This is a genomic window from Streptomyces virginiae, from assembly GCF_040638905.1.
GTDB classification, from domain to species: domain Bacteria; phylum Actinomycetota; class Actinomycetes; order Streptomycetales; family Streptomycetaceae; genus Streptomyces; species Streptomyces virginiae_B.
In genome coordinates this window covers 123,226-138,657 of the sequence record NZ_JBEZYV010000002.1, presented here as the reverse complement: position 1 = coordinate 138,657, position 15,432 = coordinate 123,226, and the positions used below count along the sequence as shown (strand labels likewise).

Here is a 15,432-nt window from a genome sequence, read left to right as displayed (position 1 = left end):
GCCACGAGGGGTGAGCTATGTTTGAGCGCGAGTGACGTGAGAAGGAGGCCCTCCGGTGTCATCGGGGCAGCAGGCACGCGCACAAGCGGCTGCGATCACGCCGAGCGGTCAGTCGGCCGAGGAGCCGGTCCGCCCTCCGGCCGACCGGCTCCTCGCGCTCTTCGACGGCCGCCGCCTGTCCCCGGGCCAGCGGCGCATCGCCCAGTACCTGATCGACCACCTCACCGAGGCCGCTTTCCTCTCGATCACCGAGCTCGCCGAACGGGTGGGCGTCAGCCAGCCCTCCGTGACCCGCTTCGCGTCCTCCCTCGGCTTCAGCGGCTACCCGGCCCTGCGCGACGTGCTCCAGCCGATCGCGCTCAGCGCCGTGGCCGGCGCGCCGGACACCCGCGAGCAGATCCGACGCAACGAACTCCAGGCCGCCGTCGACGCGGAGATCGAGAACCTGGAGAACGTGCGCCGGCTGCTCGCCGACACCAACCAGGTCCTGGACATCGGCCGCGAGCTGGCCGCCTCGGTGCCGCTGACCGTCCTCGGGCTGCGGATCTCGGTCTCCCTGGCGGAGTACTTCGCCTACGCCGCGAGGCGCATCCACCCCGACGTACGCCTCGTGACGCGCGGCGGCAGCGTCGCCTTCGACGCACTGCTCCAGTCCAGGGCGGCCGGCGGGACCTGGGTCCTCGCGTTCGCCATGCCGCGGCACGCCAAGGAGACCCTCTCCGCGGTCCGGGCCGCCCGCAGTACGGGGCTGCGCGTGGTCCTGATCACGGATCCCACCCTCGGGCCCCTGGTGGACGAGGCGGACGTGGCCCTGACGGCGGCTACCGGTTCCCGCCTGGTGTTCGACTCCTACGCGGCGCCCGGGATGCTGTCGGCGGCCCTGCTGCAGGCGATGGCGGACGCGGATCCCGAGCGCACCCAGGCCCGTCTGGAGGACTACGAGCACGTGGCCGACCAGCACGGCTTCTTCCTGTAGCGCTTCCCAGACCCCTCGGGCCCGCTTCACCAGGCGATATTCAGCCTTCGAGGTGCATGAAATTTTTCATACTCTTGCTTACTCGACGGTATATATGTTTACTGGCGACGGCGCTCCTGATCCACCAGATGCCAAGGAGGACGACCCCACGTCCTCTCGAACGCACCGCGGTACGACGAACCTCCTCCTCACGTCGCGACCGCGGGTCGAGTCCAGGCTTTCGGATCCCGCAGAGCGCCCATGGCGGCCTCGGTCAACCCCTGGGCCGAGGCCGCCCCTCAAACGTCTCGACAGAACGTCTCGATCAGAGCTTCGACACCCCTCGGAAGTGACGAGAATGCCCCAGACGGCCATGTTTACGCTCAGCCCGGACTGGCCCATGCAGGTCAAGGCGCCCGGTACGCACGACTGGGAGCGCACGGCCACCCGATGGCTGCGGGACCTGCTCCCGGCCCGCTACGGCGGGTACCTGACGCTGACCCGTCACCACGCACTCCTCGCCCGGCACGTCCAGCTCCAGCTCCAGCACGAGATGCGGGCGGTACGCGCGGCCCTGCAGACCAGCCGCGCCGAGCTGCCCATGATGGGCATAGCCGAGTCGGTCATCGAGAACTCGATCAGGATGTACGCCCTGGAGCTCGAACAGCTGAGCCGCCTCGCCCGTGGCGCGCGGCTCGTCTCGGACGCGCTCCTGGTGGGCACCCCCGCCCAGCGCCGGCGCTGACCGGCGCCGGGGGAACCGCCCCGGGCCGCCCTCAGGCCGGCTGCCACGAGCGCAGCCGGGCGGCGACGTCGAAGACGCTGACGCGCAGCATGCGGATGTCGGTGACGAGGTCGCGCCACTGCTCGTAGGGGGCCTCCACCGCCTTCCCGGAGGCCTCGATGTAGGCGACGGCGACCCCGTAGGCGAAGTACTCGTTCGAGGTGGGCAGCGGTCGGAGCAGCACGATCGCGTCGAGCAGGGCGGCCGCGCGCCAGTAGGCGTCGGGTGCGTCCACCTCCAGGCTGGGCGTGTTGACCCGGTGCCGGGCCACGGCGGCGACCAGGGCGGAGTGGTCGGCCACCTCCACGTCCTTGAACAGCGCCTCCTGCCGCTCCAGCAGCCAGCGGTGATCGATGTGCAGTTCCACCCGTCCGAGTATCCCCGCCGCGCGCCCGGCCGTGGGGCTTTTCGGAACGGGCGACCGAAGGCGTACGCGGCACTGCGCCTCCGCACCGGAGCACGTCCCGCGAGATATGACCGCGCAGAGAGGTTCCGCAGAGGGACTTTGCCTCCTACGGTCTGTGCAGCACAGTTCCGGGACCAGGAGGCAGCGTGAAGCGCGAGATCGACATCGACATCGACCAGCTGGTGACGGCGATGCAGGCGGTCGACGAGGCGGGGCGGCTCTTCGAGGAGGCGCTCGCCGTGTACGAGACGCGCGGCCTCAAGCGCACCGGCGACGATTTCAAAGTGGCGGGCGGGACCGTACAGACGCTCCAGGGCGCCGAGGAGATGGCCCTCGGCACCCGGAAGTTCCTCGCCGAACTCGCGCTGATCCTCGGCTACGCGACCGCGGGCGTCGAGGACCGCGTGGCCGCCCGCCCGGCGATCGCCCGGGCCGGTTTCGCCGGCATCGGCGGAGGCGGGGCACGGATGGCGCGCCCGCTGCTGGACCCCACGCTGCGGGGACTGCAACTGCTCCTCGGCGTCGACTTCTTCGAGCCTGCCTTCAAGGCCGAGATAGAAGAGGTCGTCCGGGCCGAGAAGGCGACCTACCCCGACCCCTCCACGTTCCGCATCCGTGCGTCGGCCGACCGCGCCGCCACCGTCGGTCGAACGCGCTGACTCCCGGGATGCCGGAGCGGGCCGGTCCGGCGAGGCTGGGGGGTATGCATCATGCGCCCGTCGTCGTGCACCGGATCTTCCCGTCGGGAGGCCGGCAGGTGACCCTGCGGACCGCCAACCGGGAGGAGCCCCTCGGCCTGGCCCGCTCGGACGAGGACCTCATCGAGTTCCTGCGACGGGCGGGCATGCCGGACCCCGACGAGGTCGTCCTCGGCGGCACCGAACTGGTGGAGTGGGAGTCGGACACCCCGCACGTCTACGAGGCCGACCCGCCGACCGAAGACCTTCCCTGAGCCCGTCGCCCCACCGGAACCGGGTCGGCCGAACGGGCCGGGATGGGCATCACCCCGGCCCGCCCAGCGCCCGTGCGTACAGCGGCACCGCCTGACCGGCGACGGTCATGCCGTTCCGTCCTTGAGAGGTGGCCGAACCGCTCGTCCAGGACGTACGGCAGTGCCGCCACGGGGGACCCGGGCGTTCGCGCAGTTCACCCGTACGGCCGCCCTGTGCCGCACCCGCCGTCACCCGCGTCACCCCGGCGTAGCGTTTCCGGGGTACTCCGCCCGGAGTACCCGCACGACGTCCCTCGGCTTCGCCGGCCCCGACCGGCCCCGACCGGCGCCGGCGGCCTCCACCGGGGCCGCAGGCACGGGGGCGTCGGGGAGGAACCGGATATTCCGTCCCTCGCGCCGACGCGTTGGCGTACTGACGTACATTGTCCAACGGCCCGCCGGGCCGGGACGGACAAATAGGGCGAGTGTGGGCAGGAGTGGCCGGGACATGGCGCGACGCGGACGTGACGGAGCGGACCTCGGAGTCACCTCCGTCGAGCCCGCCGTCCCCGGCCCCGAGATAGCCGCGGCGGCCGACGCCGGGCACCTGGCCCCGGGTTGGCTGCGCCTCGGACGGGACGGGCGGCTGACCGCCTACGCGAGCTGCGCCGAGGGTCTGGTGCGCTGGACCGAGTCGGCGCCCGGCTCGGACGTGTGGCACGGGCCCGACCTCTTCCCCGTGGAGGGGTGGGCCGGCCGGTTCACGCTCGCCCAGGACTCCAGCGGTTTCGTCTGGTTCGTCGGCACCCGCCACCGCGAGGGTGCGCCGAACGGCCGCGAGCTGGTCCTGGCGGCCCAGTACCAGACCGGCCGGCCGCTCGGGGACTGGCGGCCCGTGGGCAACCCGTTCCCGGAGAAGGAGGAGGAGCCCCAGCCTCCGTACGGCGACCCGATCGTGCTGCCCGACGGCGCCGGAGCGCTCCATGTGCTCGCCACCCGCTTCGGCATCGGCGTGCGGGGCCGGACGCGTCGCGCGGACGGCATTTGGGACAATTGGCAGGATTATCAGGGCAAGTGGGTGCGCGGAGGCGTCGCCCCCCTCGTGACGGCCCAGGGGCGTGCCGAGTTCCTCGCACCCTTCCGCGGCGGAGCGTCGTACTGGGGTCAGGGCGGGCCGGGGGCCGGCTTCAAATGGCTCGGGCGCATGGAGGCCGACGCCGTCGAGGGGACCTACAGCTCCTGTGAGACGAGCCCCGGATCCGGCACCTACTTCTGGCGTCACCCGGCGGACGGCGGTGTCATCGCCTACCGCCCGCAGGCCCCTGCCGGAGCCCCGCACATGCTCATGCCGCTGGGCGGCGCCGGCGGCGTCGGCCCCGTGGGTGTCACCCGTACCCGTATCAACGGCTACGACTGCACGGTCCTGCTCCAGCGGGGTGCCGAGGGACACCCCGAAATCGCCGCCTACCCTACGGAGGGTGAGCAGTACGGCGCGTGGTGGGCGCCGGTGGGGGACCGCTGTGCGGGGGTGCCGGCAATCGCCCGTGACGCTCGCGGCGCGGTCACGATCGCGATGCTCGACACGGGCGGCGGACTGCGGATCGCCCGGCAGGACCTGGCGGACGCGGGCCTCTCCTTCGGGCCCTGGTGTCACGTGGGGTGACCTACCTCACCGGGCGCCGGGGCGCTCCAGCGCCGGAATCACTTCCCCCGCATACGCTCCCCCGACCGGTGGGTAGTTGACGCGTCCAGCACAGGTCGGATGTCATCACTCGTTCGCTTGAGTGAAGGTTTGGGCGGCTTGAGCGCTTGTGAATAGTTGCCCGGCGCTGAACAGTTGGCCTACGCTGCGCACACCCTGTGAAGGTCGGATAAATGTACGGTCACAGGCTGTGGGGAGGGTCGAGCGTGCGGGGAGCGGTGGTGACCAGATTCTGGGGCGGGTCTGGCGGCATGCCGCAGCAACTCCCAACACGCCGTGAGAAGTGTGTCTACCGAGGAGTTTGCTGAGTGGCAGGTATGCCCCGCCTGAGCGTCGTCGTGCCCTTTCAGGACGTCGAGATCTATCTCCGGGAGTGCCTGGAATCGATAGCCAGGCAGACGTTCCGCGACCTTGAGGTGATCATGGTCGACGACGGCTCGACCGACTCCTCGACCGCGATAGCCGCCGACTTCGCCCGCCGCGACCCGCGCTTCCGGCTGCTGCGACAGCAGTCGATGGGGCCCGGCCACGCCCGTAACGTCGGCATCCGCGCCGCCCACCCCCAGGCGGAGTTCCTCGCTTTCGTCGACGGCGACGACGTCATACCCGAATACGCCTACGAGTTGCTCGTGCAGACCCTCGAAGCCTCCGGCTCCGACTTCGTCTCCGGCAACGTGCAGATGATGAACTCCACCAGGAGATGGCAGTCCCCGCTGCACAAGGCGCCCATGCGGGCCAACAAGCGCGGCACGCACATCACCAAGCTGCCCGACCTCATCTACGACCGCACGGTGTGGAACAAGTTGTTCCGGCGGTCCTTCTGGGACTACCACTACATCGCCTTCCCCGAAGGCGTCATGTACGAGGACTCCTGGGTCAACATGTTCGCCCACTTCCGGGCCGCCAAGGTCGACATCCTCACGGACATCGTCTACTTCTGGCGCAGGCGCGAAGGCGGTGCCGCACCGTCCATCACCCAGCGGCACACCGAGTTCAGCAACCTCCAGGACCGCGTCGCCGCCGTGCAGTCGGTCAGCCGCTTCCTCGCCGGCCACCGGGCGAGGTCCTACTCCGACCACAAGCGCAAGTACGATCTCGCGTGTCTGAAGTCGGACCTGATGCTGCACCTGAAGGTGCTCCCCGACGCCGACGAGGAGTACCGCGACGCCTTCATGCGGTGGGCGAACGACTTCCTGGACGAGGCCGACGCCGACATCATCCACGAGCTGCCCGCCGACGCCCGCGTCAAGTGGCTGCTCGTACGCGAGGGCCGCCTCAAGGAACTGCTCGACGTCGTCGAGTTCGAGCGCAAGGGCGGGCCGATGCCCGTCCAGCGCCGCTTCCACCGCTACCTCAACTACCCCTATCTCGGGGACCGTTCGGTGGGCATCGACAAGAGCGCCTACCGACTGGACAAGGAGCTCTCGCTGCACGGCTCGCTGAGCGGCGCGCAGTGGGACGACACCGACCACCTGATCCTCGAAGGGTCCGCGTACGTCCGCTTCATCAACGTGCACAAGCGGCACATGTCGATGAAGGCGATCGCGCTGCGCAACAAGAAGCAGGGCCGCGTGGTCGTCGCCAAGGCGAAGACCACCTACTACCCGCAGGCCACCGAGTACTCGAACCAGAGCCGGTACTGCTACGACTGGTCCGGATTCCAGGTCCGCTTCGACCCGACCCGCCTCAAGCGCAAGGGAGAATGGGTCGAGGGGACTTGGGACGTGGCGGCCGGCGTGCTGAGCCGCGGCCTGTTCCGCTACAAGGGGATCGTCCGGGGCGGAGCCGGAAGCGCGGCCAACCCGCCCTACCGGTACGTGGAGAAGAACACCCGCGTGGTGCCCCTCTTCATCCAGGGGAAGCTCAAACTCCGCGTCGAGCGGGTCCGTTGCCGCATCACCCAGCACCGGATGGTCGGCGACCACCTCGAACTCCGCGGTGTCTACCTCGGCCCCAAGCTTCCCGAATGGGGCAAGTTCCGTGTGGCCAGCATGGGAGGCGCCGGCCGGCACGACGCGTGGGTGCAGTTCCAGCAGGGCGGCGAGGGCTGGTACGGCTTCGTGACCCGCATCCCGGCCAAGGCCCTCGTCCCCGGCCACCGTACGAACTCCTCCGACGGTGTTCCGGAGGCCTGGAACACCGGCGCCAACGGCTGGAAGACCACCCTGCACGTCGAGGGACGCAAGGCCCCCATCTACCCCGTCATGGCGGAGGAGGCCCCCGACGGCCACTACCGGGTGCCCGCCCGGCTGCAGACCGAGGGCGGGGACCGCGAGGTCTTCGTGCACCGCAACGGCTCCGGCTACGTCGTGCTGTTCGAACGCGACACCCTGCCGCTGGCCAAGTCCGCGACCTGGCGCCAGGACGGCTCGCTGGAGGTCGTCGTCGGCTACGCCGCGCAGGACAGGCTCGACGCCTCCGAGTACGCCACGGCGCACGTCGTCATACGCTCCCGTGCCCACGGTGCCGAGCGCGTCGTGCCCATCACCTGGCAGGGCAACGACTTCACCTTCGTCGTCACACCCGCCGCGATGCGCACCCTGGCCGGGGACATACCGCTCGCCGCCGGCCGCTGGGACTTCTTCCTGCGCCGCCAGGACCCTTCGGCCGTCGACCCCGAGGACCGCTCCGGCGACCTCATGGTCAAGATGACGCAGGACCTGATCCCCACGCTGCCCCGCGACATGAGCAGCAACGAGCGGCGCTACGAACTCCAGGCGGAGGCCTACGACCGGCTCTCGCTCCTGGTCCACTCGGCGATGCCGGACGAGGCCCGCGGCCCGTACCGGCAGAAGCTGATGCGCACCAAGACCTACCCCGAAGCCCGGCGCAAGCCGGTCACCGCGGCCGTGCTCTTCGACGCCTTCAAGGGCACCCAGTACTCCGACAGCCCGCGGGCCCTGCACGAGGAGATGGTCCGCCGCGGCACGGACCTGGAGCACCTGTGGGTGGTGCGCGACGACCAGGTCGCGGTCCCGCCCACCGCCCGCCCCGTCCGCATGTGGTCCCCCGACTGGTACGAGGCCATGGGCCGGGCGAAGTACATCGTCGCCAACAACCACCTGCCCGACTGGTTCGAGAAGCGCGACGGGCAGGTCGTCGTCCAGACCTGGCACGGCACCCCGCTCAAGCGGATCGGCCACGACATCGAAGCCGTGCACTTCGCCGACAAGCGGTACCTGGAGCGCGTGGAGAAGGAGGTGCAGAACTGGGACATGCTGGTGTCCCCGAACAGCTTCAGCACCCCGATCCTCCAGCGGGCCTTCCAGTTCCCGGGCGAGATGGTCGAGAGCGGCTACCCGCGCAACGACATCCTGCGCCGGGCGGAGCCCGGCCGTGCCGCGCAAGTGCGCCGCCGCATCGGCCTGCCGCCGGGCAAGAAGGTCATCATGTACGCGCCGACCTGGCGCGACGACCAGTTCTACGCACCCGGCAAGTACAAGCTCGACTTCCGCATCGACCTCGACGACGCCAGGGCGCGGCTCGGCCACGACCACGTCCTACTCGTGCGGCGCCACCCCAACGTGGTGGACCCGGTGCCCGGCGCGGGCGACGGCTTCGTCTTCGACGTGTCCGACTACCCCGACATGGCGGACCTGTCCCTCATCGCCGACGTGATGATCACGGACTACTCCTCCCTGATGTTCGACTTCGTCAACACCGGGCGGCCGATCCTGTTCTTCACCTACGACCTGGACCACTACCGGGACACCCTGCGTGGCTTCTACTTCGACTTCGAGCAGTCCGCGCCGGGCCCGCTGGTGTTCACGTCCCCCGAACTGATCGGGGCGATCCGCAACATCGACAGCATCCAGCACGGGTACGCCGCCCGCTACCGCTGGTTCCAGCAGGAGTTCTGCGACCTCGACGACGGCTACGCCTCGGCCAGGCTGACCGACCGCATCCTCGTCGCGGGCGGGGACCTCGACCCGGCGCGGGCCCAGGCGCCCGCCGTCGGCATGGCCGGCGTCCGCGCGCCGGGCCACCCGGGCCATGCAGGTCACCCCGGTCACGGCCATGCAGGCCAAGCAGGCCACCCGGGCCATGCAGGCCACGCGGGCCACCCCGGTCACGGCCATGCAGGCCACCCGGGCCATGCAGGCCACGCGGGCCACCCCGCCGGCCAGGCCGGCCCCTGGAACGGAGGCACCCTCGGCCAGGTGCCGCGCCAGCCGGTGAGAAGGATGGATTCCGAGCATGTCTGAGGCAGCCCAGAAAGCGCGCCGCGTCTTCAGCGGCGTGGACTCCTCCGGGCCGCTGCCCATCGAGTACAGGTTCTCCCACGCGCGGGGCGGCAACCGCCACCTGGTCGTCGTCTTCGCGAACCGCCACGCGACCGGGGGATACGGCTGGGCGGACGGGCAGCTCGGGGAGCTGCGGTCGAACATCCTGTGGGTGCGGGACCTGCTCGACGGCGCGAACACCTACCACCTGTGCAGGGGCATGGACTTCTCCCTGGAGCAGTCCGTCGCCGGCCTCGTCTCGCGCGTCATGAACGCACTGGCCCTCTCACCGGACCAGGTGACCGCGTTCGGCACCTCCGAGGGGGGCAGCGCGGCCCTCTTCTTCGGGCTGAAGTACGGCTTCAGGAACATCGTGGCCGGCTCGCCGCAGTTCCGCATCGGCACCCGCGTCAAGGAGGGCAACCCCGACGCGGCACGGGTGATGATGGGGGAGCCGACGGACCAGAACGTCCACATCCTCGACTCGGTCCTGCCCGACCTCGTGGGCAGCGGGGCCAACCCGTCGGCCAACGTCTACGTCCTCACCTCCCCCCGGGACCCGCAGTACCAGCAACAGGTGGAGCCGTTCCTCGGGCACTTCCAGGGACGCGAGAACTTCAACTTCGTCTACAACGAGTCCCCCCTCATCACCGACGCCGGGAAGGTCACCCGGCACAACCTCCCCGCCCTCATGGGGCTGCTGAACCTCCTCGTCGACGGAATCGCCCCACGGATCGGGATGGTGCGCAACGGCTTCGAACAGCCGAAGCGGGACACATCCGCCATCGACACCTACCTCAAGCAGACCTCCCAGGTGCGGGGCGACTCCTTCCCCAAGCCGGTCGTGCACACGCCCGCACCGGGGGAACGGGTCCCGGCGAACGCCGTCCGCTTCACCGGCACCGCCGTCGGCGCCGTGCGCGTCAGCTTCTGGGAGGACGGCAAGTACCGCGGCACCGCCCCCGTCGCTCCCGACGGCACGTGGATCTGGGAGCGCACCGACCCCTGGCCCAAGGGGAAGCACGTCGTCCGGCTCTTCGCCGCGGACGCGAACAACTACCAGACCAAGCGCTCCGAAGTGGCCTTCGTCGCAGGGGAGCACGCGGAGCGCACCTACGCGGCCACTCCCGCGTACGAGCAGGCCGCCCAGCCGTCGATGCCGGCACAGCACCTCGCCCTGACGGTGACCGCGCCCTCGCCGCACCAGCAGGTGCCCGGTCCCGCCGTCGGCTTCGCCGGGTACGCTCCCGGCGCCGTACGCGTGGACTTCCACGAGGGCGGAGCGGCCCTGGGCGCGTGCGAGGTGCGGCCCGACGGCAGCTGGATGTGGGAGCCGGGCTGGCCCTGGAACGACGGCGACCACTTCGTCGAGGCCATCGCGGTGGACGCCGTCGGCAACGTGTCCCCGTGGGCGGCCGTCCCCTTCACCACGCTGGGCGCGTACCCCGTTCCCGCCCAGGGCGTCTACTTCAACTCGGCGTACTGACCCCGGGAACGGCGGGGGCCGTTTCCGTGGGGCGGCTCACCCGCATCACCAGGGGCCGGTGGTCCGACGCCTTGGTGTCCACCACCTCGCAGCCGGTGCGGGGGAGCGCGGTGAACAGGTAGTCGATCTTCGTGCCGTCCGTGTGGGTGGGGCGCGCCTTCCGGGAGCCGCCCTTCTGGTCGCACTCGCGGTATGTGGTGTACGCCTCCGGCGGCCAGATCCAGGCGGCCGTGTTCTCCTGGCCCGGCGGAGGGGAGTTGAAGTCCCCGCCGACGACCGTGCGCTCGTCCGTCGAGGCGGCGGCGAACAGCGAGCTCAGCTGGTCGTCACGGAAGTCCCAGTCCGGGTGCTCGTCGTCGCTGTCACGCAACGAGAGGTGCGCGTTGCACACCCGCAGTCCCTGGGCCGGGACGCGGGCGCACAGGACGCCCCGGTGCAGTCCCACCGTCGGCTGCTCGGTCGGGATCACCTCCACGTCCGTCAGCCGGGACGCGGCCAGCAGCGCGAAGCCGGCCCGCCCGCGTCCGCCGTCGGTGCACTGGATCGCGGTACGGGCGCCCGCCGCGTCCACGTTCGCGTACGGCTCGAAGACCGACTGCCACTCCGGGCCCAGGCGCAGCGCCGAGGACGACAGGTCGTCCGAGCACACCTCCTGCAGGAGCAGCACGCGCACCCCGGAGTCGCCGATCAGGTCGCGCAACTGCTGGAACTTGTCCTTCGGACCGCCCGTGTGCTCACAGCTCCACTGCCGCACACCGCACATGTTCCAGGTCGCGACCGAGACCTCGTCCGGCTTCCCCGGGCCCAAGCCCGCGCCGGCGATCGAGGCCGGCGCCTGGGCCGACGTACAGGCCACCGACGTCAACAGGCCGAGGGCCGTCACCGTGCGGCCGAACCGGCGGCGGATCGATCGCCACCCGGTCTCCTTCTGCTTCTGCATTCCGACATCATTGGGTATCCGCCGGTCAGCCGCCGAATCGCCCCCCGTCCGAAGCGTTCCGGATCACGACCAGGTGGCCGTCGCGGGTGCGGCGGGCGAGGGTGCCGGTGCGGAAGTAGCCGTCGCCGGTGAAGGAACGGGCGTTGTGCTCGGGCGCCCGGTAGTAGCCGCGCACGGTGTAGGGCCCGCGGGCGAGGAGCTCACCGGGCCCCCCGTCGGGCACGTCCCTGCCGCCGGCGTCGACGATGCGTATCTCGTCGTCGGGAGAGAGCGGGCGGCCCTGCGTGGCGAACACGGCCTCGTCCGGGTCCGCGGGCCGAGTGAGGGTGAGCAGCCCCTCGGCCATCCCGAAGAGCTGTTGCGGGCGGCAGCCCAGCACGGACGCGAGCCGCTCGGTGAGCCCCCGGTCCGGCGGCGCGCCGACGACCTGCACGAGACGCAGACTGCCCAGGCCGGTGGGCGCGGCCGCGGCCGCGAGCGCGTCGAGCCAGCGCCGGGCGACGGCGGGCACCACCGACGTGACGGTGACCCGCTCCCGGGCGACGGCCGCGATGCACACCTCGGGTCCCGGGTCCTCGGCCAGGACGACGGTGCCGCCGACCGAGAGGGTGCCGACGATGCCGGGACCGCCGAGGGTCAGGTCGGACTCGGCGGGCAGCGCGGCGAGGTACACGTCGTCCCCGGTGAGCGACACGGCCTCGGCGGCCGCCCCCGCCTGGTAGGCGTAGTCGTTGTGGGTGCGCGGCACGAGCAGGGGCGGCGCGGCCGTCCCGGCGGCGTCGCGTCCGGCGGCGCCGCTTCCGGCGGAGAGCAGGAAGAAGGCCACCTGGCCGGCGCTCAGGGGAGCGCCGGCGCGGGCGGGGCGTCGAGGGAGTCCAGCGGGAAGTAGTGACAGCCCGACGGGTCGGTCGTGCGCCCGCCGTACGGGGACGAGGTGCCCGGCGCCTCCGGGGTGAACACCCGGCGCAGGAAAGGGCTGCGGGCCGCGATGTCCGCCGCCATCGCGGTGTGGTCGAAGCCCTCGTACGTCGAGGGGCCGACGTAGCCGACGGCCTGGGTGGCCTGCACCAGGTGCGACACCTCGGGCTCGCGGGACGAGAGCGGGCACAGTACGGGGACCGCTCCGGCGCGCATCAGCGCGAAGACGGTGACGACGAACCCGGGCACGTTCGGCAGCTGGACGACGACCCGCTGCCCGGGCCGGAGGGCGAGCAGCCGCAGGCCCGCCGCCATGCGGTCCACGCGCCGGTTCAGGGCCGCGTACGTGATGCGCGTGCCGCCGGCCACGAGGGCGGTGCGCGGTCCGTGCTGCAGGGCCCGGCCGCGCAGCAGGCTGTCCAGCGTGGTGCCCGCGCCAGTGGCCGGCCGCCCAGTAGCGGTCGACGAACCCCTCGGGCCAGGGCGTGCAGCCGTCGAGCATGGATGTCATGCGCCTCCTTCTGTACCGGTGACGTGCCGGGCCGGCACGACGTCGGCCTGCTCGAAGCCAAACCGGCAGCACGGGCGCACACAATGGGCTGTACGAACCAGGGGCGCCCCTTGCCCTCGGCAGAACCCCCAACGAACCCTGCTGACCTGTGGGAACAGCCTACGCCGGGGTGCCGGTGGCGGCGTTTCAGCCCACCGTCCAGGGCACCCGGCAGGTGTGCGGAGCCGATCCCTGCGGACACAGGGCAGTCAGTACGGCCTTGCGGACGGCCCGCCAAGTCCGCAGGGAACAACCCAAGTGGAAGACCAGTTCCACCGGTTGCCGTGATCCGGGGCTCTGGTCCGGATGTTCCGTGGCCCACTGCTCCGCGAGGAAGTCCAGCGAGTCGTCGGCCGTGTGCGCGACGGTCCCGTCGACGATCCGGGCGGTGCGGGAGCCCACGGCGTCCTCGACGAGGCCCATGACCCAGGCCAGCCCCTGCTCGTCCGCGTACAGGCCGAGCCTCAGGCGTCGCCTCCTCATCGCACCGCCCCTTCGCGACGGCTGCCGACGCCGGGGGCGAAGGCGGTGGTGAACCAGGGCCGGAGAGGAGCGAGGGTGGGGGAGACCGGCCAGCCGTTGACCGTCGCGAGGAGCCGCCAGTAGCGCGCGGCGTCCGGGTCGGCGGTCGTCCGGAGGCGGGCCAGGAGCCAGCGGCGCAGGTCGCCTCCGCCGGCCCGCGCGAACGCGTCGGCGTAGAGGGCGGCCGGCACGTCGGTACGGGGCGCGCCTTCGGCGGCGGCGGGCAGGAGGCCGGCGGAGACGGCTTCGTCCATGCGTTCGGCCATTGCCCGGTTGAGAGCGTCGTGCAGCGCGCCGACGTCCTGCCGGGACGGCTCCGCCGCCTGCTCCTCGGCCGTACGGCGCATCGTGGCACGGAAGTCCGCGTCCTGGCAGAGCGCGGCGAGCTCCACCCAGGCCTCGATCTGCTCGGGCGTGGGGTCGTCGGGGAGCTCGGGCACCGCGGAGCGCATCAGCGCCACGAACTCGGGGTTGGTGTCGAGACCTTCGAACGCGTCGTCGAGGAAGTCGGACACCAGTCGGCGTCGTTCGGCCCCGGAGAGCGTGGCGAGTCGGTGCATGAGGTCCATCTCCATGGTGGTGGGGCCGCTTCGGGCGACGGCGCGGAGCACCGCCCGGCGCAGGCGGAGGGTGCGTATCTGTACGTCCAGGGCGTCGGCGTGTGCTTCCGTGACCTCGGCCACGGACGCCTCCCGGTCCAGCACCCTGCGTACGGTCTCCAGATCGAACCCGAGATCGCGCAGTGTGCGGGCCAGCTGCAGGCGGGCGAGTGCATCGGGGCCGTAGAGTCGGTAGCCGGCCGGGCTCCGGGCGGTGGGCGGGACGATGCCCCGGTCCGAATAGAACCGGATGGTCTTCACCGTCAGGCCGGTCCGGCGGGAGAGTTCTCCGATGGAGCGGAGTGTGTCGCTGTCCATGCCCCCAGCTTGGAGTCTCCCCCTACAGGAGACTCAACCGGGCACCCCATAGGGTGGCGGCGTGACGAACGAGGGTGTGGGTAGGGGCGGCGACGGCCGGGTGCTGTACGGGTGCATGGGCCTCGGCGGGAGCTGGGACCCCGGGCCGTACGGGTCCGGCGACATCGACGCCGCCGAGGCGGCCGTCGCGGCCGCCCTCGACAGCGGGATCACGGTCTTCGACCACGCCGACATCTACCGGCACGGCAAGTCCGAGGCCGTCTTCGGCGAGGTCCTCGCGCGGACTCCCGGCCTGCGCGAACGCATCACGATCCAGACCAAGTGCGGGATCCGGCTCGGCGACGAGGACCGCCCGGGCATGTACGACCTGCGCGGGGAGACCGTCACGCGACGGGTGGAGGAGAGCCTCACCCGGCTGCGGACCGACGTCATCGACGTCCTGCTGCTGCACCGTCCCGACCCGCTGGCGGACGTGGACTCCCTCGCGTCGGCGCTGACCTCCCTGCACCGGCAGGGCCTCGTACGGCGCTTCGGCGTGTCCAACATGGGCGCCGCGCAGATCGCCCACCTCCAGGCACGGCTGGACCAGCCGCTCGTCGCCAACCAGTTGGAGATGAGCCTGCACAGCCGCGACTGGGTCGAGGCCGGGGTCCTCCTCAACACCCCCGCGTCCGGGGCCAACGGGTTTCCGTTCGGCACGCTGGAACACTGCCGCGACCACGGCATCCGCCTCCAGGCCTGGGGCGCGCTGGCGCAGGGCCGGTTCACCGGCCGACAGCAGACCCCGGCCGAGCGGGCCACCGCCGAGCTGCTGGCCGGGCTGGCCCGGCGCAAGGAGACGACGCCGGAAACGGTCCTGCTGTGGTGGCTCATGCGGCACCCGTCGCGGATCGCACCGGTCATCGGAACCGCCCGCCCCGACCGGATCCGTGCCTGCCGGGACGCGGCCGTGCGGGAACCCGACCTCACGCACGAGGAGTGGTACGAGCTCTGGGTCACGGCCCGCGGCGTACCCCTCCCCTGAACGGCACCCGCCACACCGGCAAGCCGCGTCCGCGGTAAGGGGGTTGACCCCACCACGGCCCGACCGGCCTGCCG

General features: G+C 71.5%; 14 protein-coding genes. 8 read left to right on the top strand and 6 right to left on the bottom strand.

Annotated features, from left to right (window positions below; genetic code table 11):
* The first annotated feature begins 55 nt into the window (after nucleotides 1-55).
* Both AB0F82_RS04070 and AB0F82_RS04065 read left to right on the top strand, forming a co-directional pair.
* Nucleotides 56-976: a MurR/RpiR family transcriptional regulator gene (locus AB0F82_RS04070; protein ID WP_030654469.1), complete on the top strand. Its 921-nt coding sequence runs from the start codon at nucleotides 56-58 to the stop codon at nucleotides 974-976.
* 352 nt (nucleotides 977-1,328) lie between these two features.
* Nucleotides 1,329-1,700 (top strand): hypothetical protein, encoded by a 372-nt coding sequence (locus AB0F82_RS04065; protein WP_362623741.1) that lies wholly within the window; start codon nucleotides 1,329-1,331, stop codon nucleotides 1,698-1,700.
* A 31-nt stretch (nucleotides 1,701-1,731) separates the two neighbouring features.
* Here AB0F82_RS04065 and AB0F82_RS04060 read toward each other — a convergent pair whose 3' ends face one another.
* Nucleotides 1,732-2,106: a toxin Doc gene (locus AB0F82_RS04060; RefSeq protein ID WP_362623738.1), complete on the bottom strand. Its 375-nt coding sequence runs from the start codon at nucleotides 2,104-2,106 to the stop codon at nucleotides 1,732-1,734.
* A gap of 185 nt (nucleotides 2,107-2,291) precedes the next feature.
* On the opposite strand from AB0F82_RS04060, the gene AB0F82_RS04055 reads away from it, so the two are divergent.
* The 5 genes from AB0F82_RS04055 (at nucleotide 2,292) to AB0F82_RS04035 (ending at nucleotide 10,487) form a co-directional block, all read left to right on the top strand.
* Nucleotides 2,292-2,804 (top strand): hypothetical protein, encoded by a 513-nt coding sequence (locus tag AB0F82_RS04055; protein WP_362623735.1) that lies wholly within the window; start codon nucleotides 2,292-2,294, stop codon nucleotides 2,802-2,804.
* Nucleotides 2,805-2,848: 44 nt separating this feature from the next.
* Nucleotides 2,849-3,097 carry a hypothetical protein gene (locus tag AB0F82_RS04050; protein ID WP_362623732.1) on the top strand — a complete coding sequence of 83 codons (249 nt, stop codon included), beginning with the start codon at nucleotides 2,849-2,851 and terminating at the stop codon, nucleotides 3,095-3,097.
* Nucleotides 3,098-3,584: 487 nt separating this feature from the next.
* Nucleotides 3,585-4,739, top strand: coding sequence for a hypothetical protein (locus AB0F82_RS04045; protein WP_362623729.1), 1,155 nt, complete (start codon nucleotides 3,585-3,587; stop codon nucleotides 4,737-4,739).
* 356 nt (nucleotides 4,740-5,095) lie between these two features.
* On the top strand, nucleotides 5,096-8,983 hold the full coding sequence (locus AB0F82_RS04040) for a bifunctional glycosyltransferase/CDP-glycerol:glycerophosphate glycerophosphotransferase (RefSeq protein WP_362624390.1): 3,888 nt from the start codon (nucleotides 5,096-5,098) through the stop codon (nucleotides 8,981-8,983).
* A complete protein-coding gene (locus tag AB0F82_RS04035) occupies nucleotides 8,976-10,487 on the top strand; it encodes a hypothetical protein (protein WP_362623726.1) in 1,512 nt (503 codons plus the stop codon). Before AB0F82_RS04040 ends, AB0F82_RS04035 begins: the two co-directional genes overlap by 8 nt.
* Here AB0F82_RS04035 and AB0F82_RS04030 read toward each other — a convergent pair.
* The 5 genes from AB0F82_RS04030 to AB0F82_RS04010 all read right to left on the bottom strand — a co-directional run bounded on the left by AB0F82_RS04030 (nucleotide 10,471) and on the right by AB0F82_RS04010 (nucleotide 14,334).
* Entirely contained in the window at nucleotides 10,471-11,427 is a 957-nt protein-coding gene (locus AB0F82_RS04030) for an endonuclease/exonuclease/phosphatase family protein (RefSeq protein WP_362623724.1), read from the bottom strand. The two genes, AB0F82_RS04035 and AB0F82_RS04030, sit on opposite strands and share 17 nt — an antisense overlap.
* Nucleotides 11,428-11,452: 25 nt before the next feature.
* Complete coding sequence (locus AB0F82_RS04025; RefSeq protein ID WP_362623721.1) at nucleotides 11,453-12,253, bottom strand: AMP-binding protein; 801 nt, start codon at nucleotides 12,251-12,253, stop codon at nucleotides 11,453-11,455.
* Between the two features lie 11 nt (nucleotides 12,254-12,264).
* Complete coding sequence (locus AB0F82_RS04020; protein ID WP_362623718.1) at nucleotides 12,265-12,714, bottom strand: AMP-binding protein; 450 nt, start codon at nucleotides 12,712-12,714, stop codon at nucleotides 12,265-12,267.
* Between the two features lie 328 nt (nucleotides 12,715-13,042).
* Nucleotides 13,043-13,378: a hypothetical protein gene (locus tag AB0F82_RS04015; protein WP_362623716.1), complete on the bottom strand. Its 336-nt coding sequence runs from the start codon at nucleotides 13,376-13,378 to the stop codon at nucleotides 13,043-13,045.
* Entirely contained in the window at nucleotides 13,375-14,334 is a 960-nt protein-coding gene (locus AB0F82_RS04010; RefSeq protein WP_362623713.1) for a MerR family transcriptional regulator, read from the bottom strand. Before AB0F82_RS04010 ends, AB0F82_RS04015 begins: the two co-directional genes overlap by 4 nt.
* A 61-nt stretch (nucleotides 14,335-14,395) precedes the next feature.
* On the opposite strand from AB0F82_RS04010, the gene AB0F82_RS04005 reads away from it, so the two are divergent.
* Nucleotides 14,396-15,358, top strand: coding sequence for an aldo/keto reductase (locus AB0F82_RS04005; RefSeq protein WP_362623711.1), 963 nt, complete (start codon nucleotides 14,396-14,398; stop codon nucleotides 15,356-15,358).
* Nucleotides 15,359-15,432: the final 74 nt, after the last annotated feature.